Annotated in this window: 4 protein-coding genes; all 4 read right to left on the bottom strand. The window is 49.3% G+C overall.

Annotated elements, in window-relative coordinates; all coding sequences use genetic code 11:
* Positions 1-385: 385 nt before the first annotated feature.
* Genes IM496_RS20210 through IM496_RS20225 form a run of 4 tightly spaced genes read right to left on the bottom strand, consistent with a single transcriptional unit; the run spans position 386 to position 3,544 of the window.
* Positions 386-796, bottom strand: coding sequence for a cupin domain-containing protein (locus IM496_RS20210; RefSeq protein ID WP_194017341.1), 411 nt, complete (start codon positions 794-796; stop codon positions 386-388).
* A 58-nt stretch (positions 797-854) separates the two neighbouring features.
* The gene (pstA, locus tag IM496_RS20215) at positions 855-1,751 is read right to left on the bottom strand and encodes a phosphate ABC transporter permease PstA (protein WP_194017339.1); all 897 of its coding nucleotides are present in this window, start codon (positions 1,749-1,751) and stop codon (positions 855-857) included.
* Between the two features lie 6 nt (positions 1,752-1,757).
* Entirely contained in the window at positions 1,758-2,702 is a 945-nt protein-coding gene (pstC, locus tag IM496_RS20220) for a phosphate ABC transporter permease subunit PstC (RefSeq protein WP_061430481.1), read from the bottom strand.
* A gap of 20 nt (positions 2,703-2,722) precedes the next feature.
* Positions 2,723-3,544: a PstS family phosphate ABC transporter substrate-binding protein gene (locus IM496_RS20225; protein ID WP_287663062.1), complete on the bottom strand. Its 822-nt coding sequence runs from the start codon at positions 3,542-3,544 to the stop codon at positions 2,723-2,725.
* Positions 3,545-3,668: the final 124 nt, after the last annotated feature.

The following is a 3,668-nucleotide window of genomic DNA, read 5'->3' on the forward strand; positions in this document are numbered from 1 at the left end:
CTGCATTATTCATGAAGACTTTGGAAAATCCTCGAAAGCCTTGGCAAGAAGTTCATCTAGCGATCTGGCTGAAAAACAGTCTGTTTTTTGAGATGTCCTCACAATCAGGTTTTTGCCAGTTGGTGAATAATGCAGGTTAAGCGGGAAAAAAGGAGCCATCCAGATGGCTTTCTCATCAGACTTTTGGCGATTAATTGCCCAAGGATAGCGATCGCTGAAAAGTGATCAAGAAATCACGTTAAAATGCCCGAAACCCATAGCTCATATTTGGTAATCCTGTCAATGGTTAAGTTCTAGGCTATTGATCGAAGTCAGAGAGAACCGCAAGATTATTGCCTGGGTTTCCATCTCAATCGGAAACATAGAGGTTTTTCGCCATTTTCAATCAACGCTCAGTTTTCAGTGGCAGCGGAGACTGAACGACAATAATCAACATCCGTTCCGTCCCAGTGTTTCTGATTTCATGCTCAACGCTTTGATGTGCATGGATGAAAACTCCGGCTTCCACTGCGGCTATTTCATCTCCAATGACAATCTCCCCCGTTCCCCGGACGACATAGCAAATTTCATCATTCTGAGGATGTTTGTGTCGGGCGTTAATTTGTCCAGGCTCTAGACAGTACAGGCCAAAGTGCAAAGAATCGGTTTTGAAAATCGATCGCTTCACATAGCCTTCCGGGTTAAACTGAGCCACTTGTTCTAGAGTTGTTAATCTACCTTGGCTGAATTGTTGAACGAACTCAGATGAAAATTCCAAGTTGAAAACGCCGTCATTTGCTCTAAGGGAGTCGGTCATGGTTCAAGATATCCTCAAATAGGATTAAACGATTGGTTAAGAGGGAAAAGTGGAGCCATCAAGGTTGACTCGATTGGGAATAATGTTGACGTAGATAGATAGCGATGGCGTTGAGGGCGAGAATTAACAGGATCAGAACGATAATCGCGGCCGCCGCAGCATTGGCGAAACCTGGTTCGGGACGGGTGATATAGCTGAAAATTTGAATCGGTAGTGCCATAAAGCGTTGGAATAAACCAGGATCGAAAGTGAGGAAACTAACCGCACCGACGACCATTAAGGAAGCCGCGTCTCCGATCGCCCGCGACACGGAGATAATCACCCCCGTGAGAATCCCCGGCACCGCGTAGGGTAAAACATGGTGTTGGATCGTTTGCCATTTGGTACTGCCTAGACCGTAGGAGGCTTGGCGTAGGGAATCGGGAACCGCCCGGATCGCCTCCCGCGCCGTGACGATAATCACCGGCAGCGAGAGAAGCGCAAGGGTTAACGCGCCGGAAATCAGCGTCGGGCCAAAATTGAGCAGATAGTTAAAAACCGCTAATCCTAATAAGCCGTAGACGATCGAGGGAACCCCGGCCAGATTGCCGATATTCACCTCGATCAGTGCCGTCCACCAAGTTTTCGGGGCGTATTCCTCTAGATACAAAGCCGACCCGACCCCGATCGGTACCGCCACGAGAAGCACGATAATTCCCAGATAGAAACTACCGATGATCGCCGGACGGATACCGCCCCTTTCCGGGAAACGGGAAGGCGTTTCCGTGAGGAATCCGGGGGTTAAGAGTCGTCCCAGTCCATCGTGGGCGATATTCAACACCAACAGCGCCAGAACGAACAAACCGATCAGTAAACCGAAGAAGAAAAGATACTCGCAGAATTTGCCGATCGCCTCCCGGCGTTCCAGATGGTCGATAAATTCAACGGTATCGGACTTAACAGAGGATTTAACCATGGCAAATCAATCGTATTTTTCTTTAAAACGGTGGGAGATCCAGTAACTGGCCAGATTCAGTGCCAACGTGATCAAAAAAAGCACCGCGCCGACTGCGTAGAGGGTTTTAAAACTGAGACTGCCCCGGGGCGCATCTCCCCCGGAAATCTCGGCCATAAAAGCGGTCATCGTGGCGATCGACTCGAAGGGATTGAGGGTAAGCCGGGGTTGCGAGCCGGCGGCGATCAACACCGTCATCGTTTCCCCCACCGCCCGGGACATTCCCAGAATAATCGAGGCCATGATCCCGGAGAGGGCGGCGGGGAGAACCACTTTAAAAATCGTTTCCAGCTTGGTAATTCCTAGGGCGTAGGAACCCTCGCGCAGGGAACGGGGAACCGCTCGGATCGCGTCTAAACTAATCGATCCCACCGTGGGAGTGATCATGATTCCCATCATTAACCCGGCGCTGAGGGCGTTAAAAATCTCGACGGGGAAAAGATTCCGCAAAGTGGGCGTGACCACCAGTAGGGCGAAGTACCCGTACACCACCGTGGGAATCCCGGCGAGAAGTTCCACCGCAGGGCGTAAAATCGCCGCTAGGTTCGGTTTCGCGTATTCGGCGAGGTAGATCGCGGAAGATAGGCCTAAAGGAACCGCGACGGACATAGCGATGGCTGTGGTTAAAAATGTCCCGTTAATTAGCGGCCAGATACCGAAATGAGGGGTGGCGAACAGTGGAGTCCAACGGGTATCGAGAAAGAATTGGGCGAAAGATACCTCTTGAAAAAATCCCCAGGTTTCACTAAAAATAATCGCCACGATGCCGATTGTCGTCGCCACGGAAACGAAAGCGCAAGAGAAGAGAATCAGCGCGATTATCTTCTCTTGAATATCGTCGCCGGGGTGCTTGAGGAGTGAATTATCTGCCGCGAAAAAAGAATTATCGAAAGAACTCGGGGTTAAGGTCATGGTTTAACAAAATTCCTTTTTTAGATAAAGTTCGTGATCGGTTCTCCCGGTTTAGCTTTGCCGAATTTCGATCCCGTTTCCCCGCGCTCGAATTTCCGCAGGGTTTTGACGTAGGCCTCATCAGGTAAAGCGACGTAACCCACGCCATCGACCCATTTCCAGGAATTTTCTAAATAGAAGCGCACGAATTTTTCCAGGGATGGATTCGTTTTTAAATTATTCTTGTTGACGTAGATAAACAGGGGACGGGAAAGGGGATTATAGACATTGCGGAGAACGTTATCGAGGGGGACCGGTTTGACGCATTTTCCTTCATTATTTTCGATCGCCACCAAGTTCAATCGATCTTGGTTCTGCATATAGAAAGAGATGCCTAAATAGGCAAGCGCGGATGGATTGCCGATCACCCCCTGCACGAGCGCGTTTTGATTGCGGTTCGGGGTGAAATCGGTACGGCTATTTCTCCGTTTTCCCGTAATCGCTTGGGTGAAATAATCGAAGGTTCCCGTATCGGAAGGCGGCGCGAAAAGTAATAATCTCTCGTCGGGAAATTTGGGATTAATCTGTTTCCAACTGGTAATCCTACCCTCCGCTTTCGTGTTCCACATTCGATCGAGTTCTTTAATCGTTAAACACTTGGCGAATTGATTTTTTTTATTGACAATCACTGCCAATCCGTCGATCGCCATCGGTAATTCCAGAAATTCCACGCCGTTTTCCCGACATTTCTCGATCTCTTCCTTCCGGATCACCCGCGATGCCCCGGCAATGTCGAGATTTCCGGCGCAAAACTTACTAAAACCGCCCCCGGTTCCACTGGTGGCGACCTGAGAGGGGGACAAGCGAGCTAGAAGGTAGATAGGGCAAGCGATATCGCTCTTTGTCCTTTGATGTAATCCTTCAACCGATAGCGGCTAATTTGCATTAGCTCTTCTATATTTTTTTGGAACATTTGATGTAGCTGGA

Source organism: Microcystis sp. M049S2, from assembly GCF_020245625.1.
Lineage (GTDB): Bacteria > Cyanobacteriota > Cyanobacteriia > Cyanobacteriales > Microcystaceae > Microcystis > Microcystis ichthyoblabe_A.